The sequence below is a fragment of the Rhizomicrobium sp. genome, from assembly GCF_056722145.1.
Window position 1 is genome coordinate 1 of the sequence record NZ_JBWZET010000348.1, and the last position, 5,265, is coordinate 5,265.

Annotated in this window: 7 protein-coding genes; 2 read left to right on the forward strand and 5 right to left on the reverse strand. The window is 66.2% G+C overall.

Annotated elements, in window-relative coordinates; all coding sequences use genetic code 11:
- The 4 genes from AC1P6P_RS18450 to AC1P6P_RS18465 all read right to left on the reverse strand — a co-directional run.
- Positions 1–481: tetratricopeptide repeat protein (locus tag AC1P6P_RS18450; RefSeq protein ID WP_481403910.1), on the reverse strand; the 481-nt coding region annotated here is incomplete at its 3' end.
- A 67-nt stretch (positions 482–548) separates the two neighbouring features.
- A complete protein-coding gene (locus tag AC1P6P_RS18455; protein ID WP_481403911.1) occupies positions 549–785 on the reverse strand; it encodes a hypothetical protein in 237 nt (78 codons plus the stop codon).
- A gap of 2 nt (positions 786–787) precedes the next feature.
- Positions 788–1,480, reverse strand: a complete 693-nt coding sequence (locus tag AC1P6P_RS18460) for a hypothetical protein (RefSeq protein WP_481403912.1) — start codon at positions 1,478–1,480, stop codon at positions 788–790.
- 76 nt (positions 1,481–1,556) lie between these two features.
- Positions 1,557–2,285: a class I SAM-dependent methyltransferase gene (locus AC1P6P_RS18465; protein WP_481403913.1), complete on the reverse strand. Its 729-nt coding sequence runs from the start codon at positions 2,283–2,285 to the stop codon at positions 1,557–1,559.
- A 60-nt stretch (positions 2,286–2,345) separates the two neighbouring features.
- Here AC1P6P_RS18465 and AC1P6P_RS18470 point away from each other — a divergent pair, with 60 nt between their 5' ends.
- The gene (locus AC1P6P_RS18470) at positions 2,346–3,341 is read left to right on the forward strand and encodes a phosphotransferase family protein (protein WP_481403914.1); all 996 of its coding nucleotides are present in this window, start codon (positions 2,346–2,348) and stop codon (positions 3,339–3,341) included.
- A gap of 24 nt (positions 3,342–3,365) precedes the next feature.
- Entirely contained in the window at positions 3,366–4,772 is a 1,407-nt protein-coding gene (locus tag AC1P6P_RS18475; RefSeq protein WP_481403915.1) for an amino acid permease, read from the forward strand.
- Between the two features lie 358 nt (positions 4,773–5,130).
- Here the strand turns inward: AC1P6P_RS18475 and AC1P6P_RS18480 are convergent.
- On the reverse strand, positions 5,131–5,265 hold a 135-nt coding region (locus tag AC1P6P_RS18480), incomplete at its 5' end, for a DUF559 domain-containing protein (RefSeq protein WP_481403916.1).

Genomic DNA, 5,265 nt, shown 5'->3' on the forward strand with positions numbered 1-5,265 from the left:
GCGACAGCGCGATGGCCTTGTCGTAGTCGGCCACGGCGCGAGCGAGCAGACCGGCCCGGGCATAGGCCCAGCCGCGGTTGTTGTAGAGTTCGTCGTCATCCGGCACGAGCGCGATGGCATGGTCGTAATCGGTGATGGCCTCCGCTTCGCGCCCGACGGTATCGCGGATATCGGCGCGGTTACGCCAGGCGTCGGCGAAATCGGGCCTCAGGGCGACGGCGCGGTCGAGATCGGCAAGCGCGAGGTCGTAGGTTCTGGTGCTGTTGTAGACGAGGGCGCGCCTCAGCAGCATCAGCGGGCGTTGCGGATAGCTGGGATCGTCGATCAGGACGGTGCAGGCGGCAATCTGTTCGTCGCGACTGATGCCGTCGCCGCCGCGGCAGACCAGTTTGGTGGCGCCCGTGACCGGCGGAGCGGGAACGAAATGCGCGGCCGTTATGATGCACGCCGCCGCCATCCCCCACCAAAGATACGCCCGCATCACGACCCCCGCCGAAGCCTGAAGGCTAGCACAACCGGGTCAATCCGTCGCTCTGGTCCGCTGCGGCTCAGTCGACGTCGTCGCCTTCGAGCACATGCAGGCGCCGTACGGTTAACTGGTCGATCTCCGCCCGCTTGAGATGGAGATGGCCGACGGCGATGCGGCCGATGGCGAGGCGAGCAATGGCGAGCGCGCCGATCGAAATAGCGCCCAGCATGACCGCGCCGACAAGCGCAAAGCCGATGGGCGACAGCCCGATGGGAAGTGCCGCAACGGCACCGATTCTCTTGGGTTCGTTGTCCATGCCTAAGGAAGTGGTTTGACGCCGTCGTGTTCCACGACAACACCATACGCCGCGAGTTTCCCCTCCGACGTCAGCACCGCGTAAAGCGACACCGCCTTGCCGGTCGCCAGCCAGCTCGGATCGCCCACGACCCAGGCCATCACCGGTGTCGCCGGCGTCACCAAGACTTCCGCATCGCCAGTGCAGCCGCCCTTGCCGGGGGCGGGGGCGTGCCCGCTGCAGATGCCGAGCGGATTGGCGGCGGCGGCGTGGAAGGAGAGCTTCAGCGTGCCGCCCTTGCCTTTGACCGTGGTCGCCGCCTCGGTGACGGTGCCGTTGATGCGGGTCTCGGTCGTCTTGTCGCTGGGGTACAGGCCCTCGCCGAGGCCGCGCAGCGGTTCGGGGAAGTCGCGCACTTCCTTGGCCTTCAGCTTGCCGTCCTTGCCGACTACCGCGGTGAGGGCGACGAAGTCGTTCTGCTGAATGGTGTTGAAGCTGCTGCGCTTGTTGGCGATCACCTTGGCATCGGGAACGAGCTGGATGGCGATGGTTTCGCCTTTGTTCGTGATCACCGTCAGGGTCGGCGCGGCGAAGGCGGTGATGGTGCCGGTGATGCGCTGCGGCGGTGGCGGGCCCGGAGGTGTTGCCGGAGTGGTCTCGGCGATTGCGGGCACGATCAGGGCCGCAGCGAAAAGAGCGGACAAGGCCAGGCGCATCAACTCCCCCTCCCTCGAAGCAGCCGGGACGGTGCGCGCAACCGCCGGAATGTTCAAGTCGGGCGCCCGAACGAGGTCAAGGCTTCCTGAATTCCAGCACGAACTGGTCGGTGTGGCCGCGGATGGCGGGATCGAATACCGCCTTGCTGTGATCGTCGGCCGGATTGCGCAAGGAATCGTTGGCGCCGACGAACACGAACCCCGCCGCAGTGACTTCCGCCTTCACCGTCGCCTCGTCGATGCGGTGGAGCGTGCTGGTGTCGCGACTGCCCGAACCCGGCGCCGCCGCATGATCGAGCACGATGTAATGCCCGCCCCGCTTCAGCGCCGCGAACGCCGCCTTGTTGAACGCCGCGGTGTCGGCGCCGCCGCCGTTCTTGAGATCGTGATAGTTCTGCGACGTCCAGATCAGGTCGAGCTTTTCCGGCACCGTCAGCGCATTCACGCTCGCCCGCACCACCGTGACATTGGGATAGGCGGCGGCCACCGCATTGGCGGGCGGCTCCTTGCCTTTCAGATAGGAGTCGAACTCGGTCGGCTGATAGGCATAGACGTGACCGTTGACGCCGACGGCGGCGGCGAACAGGCGGGTGAAATAGCCGCCGCCCGGGATCAGATCCATCACCTTCATGCCCGGCTTGACGGCGGCAAACGCGAGCATATCGGCGGGCTTGCGGGCGGCATCGCGCGCCTTGTCGGCATCGGGTCGGCGGCTGTCGCTGATCGCAGCGGCATAATCGGTCGGTGCGGCCATCGCCGGAAAGGCCAGGGCGAGCGAAACAGCGAACCACCAGTTGCGCGTCATCTTATCTCTCCTGTCGGGTGCTAAGATATGGCACGAATAACGGCGAGCGCGCGAGTATTCATGACCGACCCCGACCTTACGGCAGCTCTCGAGACCATGCGGCTGACGCCGGTGCAGGCGGTCGAGCCGTTGGCGGGCGGGATTTCCTGCGACGTCTACAAGGTCACCACCGCCGATCGTACACTCGTCGTCAAACGGGCGCTGCCCAAGCTTCGCGTCGCTGCCGACTGGCGGGCGCCGGCCGAGCGCAGCCATGCCGAAGTCGCCTGGATGCGGCTGGTCGGCGGCATCGATCCGGCCTGGGTGCCGCAGATTTTCGGTGAGGACCGCGCCCATCACATCTTCGCGATGGAATACTTCCCGCCCGAGACCCATCCGGTGTGGAAGAGCGAACTGGCGGCCGGACACGCCGATCCCGCATTCGCCGCCGCGGTCGGAACGGCGCTGGCCCGCATTCACGGCGAGACCGCCGGTCGTGACGACTTCGCCCGGGCTTTTGCCAACACGGTGCAGTTCCGTGCCCTCCGGGTCGACGCTTACCTCCTCTACACCGCGGCGCACCATGCCGACGTGGCGCCGGCGATCCGGGGGATGGCGAAGAACCTTGCGGCCGCCCGCATCGCCCTGATGCATGGCGACGTCAGCCCCAAGAACATCCTTTCCGGTCCCGAGGGTCCGGTGTTTCTCGATGCCGAGACCTGCTGCTACGGCGATCCGGCGTTCGATCTCGCGTTCTGTCTCAATCATCTCCTGCTCAAGGCGGTGTGGCACCGCGAATTCGCTGCTGCGTATGCCGTGTCGTTTGCGGCGCTGGTGGAGGCCTATTTCGACGGCGTTCATTGGGAGCCGCGCCACGGGCTCGAGCGGCGCACCGCCGGATTGCTCGCCGCCTTCCTGCTGGCGCGGATCGACGGCAAGTCGCCGGTGGAATATCTCGGCGACGCCGACAGAATATTCGTGCGTGCACTGGCCAAGGACTTCCTCCGCGACGGGCCCCATAGCCTCCTCTCGATGCAGGAGCGCTGGACAGAGGCGCTGGCGTCCCCTCAAATGTAGCCCGCACCAAGCGCGGCGGGCGGGATGAGCATATTCGGACGTTTGAAGTCGATCGACAGCGTCCACGACAACCCGGGCGGCGAGCGTCTCAAGCGCACCCTGTCCTGGCCCCATCTCGTCGCGCTCGGCGTCGGCGGCATCGTCGGCACCGGCATCTACACCCTGATCGGGCAGGCGGCGGGGCTGGCCGGGCCCGGCATGATCGTCTCGTTCCTGATCGCCGGCGTGGTGTCGGCGTGTGCCGCGCTCGCTTATGCCGAGATGGCGACGATGATGCCGGCAGCGGGCAGCGCCTATACCTATTCCTATGTCGTCATGGGCGAGCCGGTCGCCTGGTGCGTCGGCTGGAGCCTGATCCTCGAATACACCGTGGTGTGCGCCGCGGTGGCGGTGGGCTGGTCGGCCTATGCCGCCGGCTTCATGGCGTGGCTGCACCTGCCGCTGCCGCATGCCTTCGTCGCCGGGCCGGTAGCGGGCGGCATCGTCAATCTGCCGGCGGTCGGCATTTCGCTGGCGGTCGCGGCGCTGTTGGCGGCCGGTACGCGCGAAAGCGCCACCGTCAATTTCGTTCTCGTCATCATCAAGCTGTTGGCCTTGGCGGCGTTCGTGACGCTCGTCCTGCCGGCCTTCGACGCCAAGCATTTCACGCCCTTCCTGCCCTACGGCGTCTCGTCGCTGACGGCCGATGGCGCCAAGCTCGGCGTGCTGCCGGCGGCGTCGCTGATCTTCTTTGCCTTCTACGGCTTCGACACCATTTCCACCGCGGCGGAGGAGGCCAAGCGCCCGGGCCGCGATCTCTCCATCGGCATCGTCGGCTCGATGCTGCTCTGTACCGCGATCTACATCGCCGTGGCGGTGGCGGCGATCGGCGCCGTGCCGACGGCGAGTTTCGCGACCAGCGCCGAGCCGCTGGCGCTGATCCTGCGCAACCTCGGCCGCTCCGGCTGGTCGGCGGTGATCGGCGGCGCCGCGGTGCTCGCCTTTCCGACCGTGATCATGGTCTTCATGTACGGCCAGAGCCGCATCTTCTTCGTGATGGCGCGCGACCGGCTGTTGCCCGGCGGCCTCGCCAAGGTGAGCGCCAAGACCGGCACGCCGATCGCGGTGACGATCTTCACCGGCGTCGTCGCTGCGGTGATCGCGGGGCTGGCGCCGTTGAAGCTGATTGCCGAGCTGGCCAATTCCGGCACGCTGTGCGCCTTCGTGGCGGTGTCGCTGGCGATGCTGATCTTCCGCCGCAAGGACCCGGCCCGCCCGCGCGTGTTCCGGACGCCGCTCGCCTGGCTGGTCGGGCCGCTGGCGATCCTCGGCTGCGCCTATCTGTTCTGGAACCTGCCGGGCCTGACCCAACGCCTGTTCCTGATCTGGAACGGCATCGGCATCGCGGTGTACGCGCTCTACGGCGTGCGCAAGAGCCGGCTGGCATCATAACGGCCCAGTGCAAAAATCGAAAAACGCGAATTCAAATCCGGCTAAGCCGCGGGAGCGCCGCAACAATCGCCTTGCTGCGCCAAACGCTGCGCACTGGTTTTTGCAACGGCGGTGCAGGACAAACTGCCGGAATCGAATTCGAATCGTTCCAGATTATGTTTGTATGCAAACGCAACTGCGTTTCAGTATGAACCATCGCGGTCAAACAGCACTATGGATGTAGGTGCGGACGGCGCAGGTTCAAGAGGGCGGAATGACTGGAGTGATACCGAAACTTGCCATTCGAACTACTTCCTACTTGCGCCAGATTCGGACCTTCACCTCGCCCCCGAGTTCGGGGGAGAGGTTGGCGAGCGCTTTAGCGCTCGACGGGTGAGGGGGCCGTCAACGCGCGCCAGATGCCTTCGAGTACCGCATCCGGGTTACGCAGAAATTCGTCGTTCCAGACGCGATGCACGCGAAAGCCGCGCGCTTGCAGATAAGCCGTTCGCTC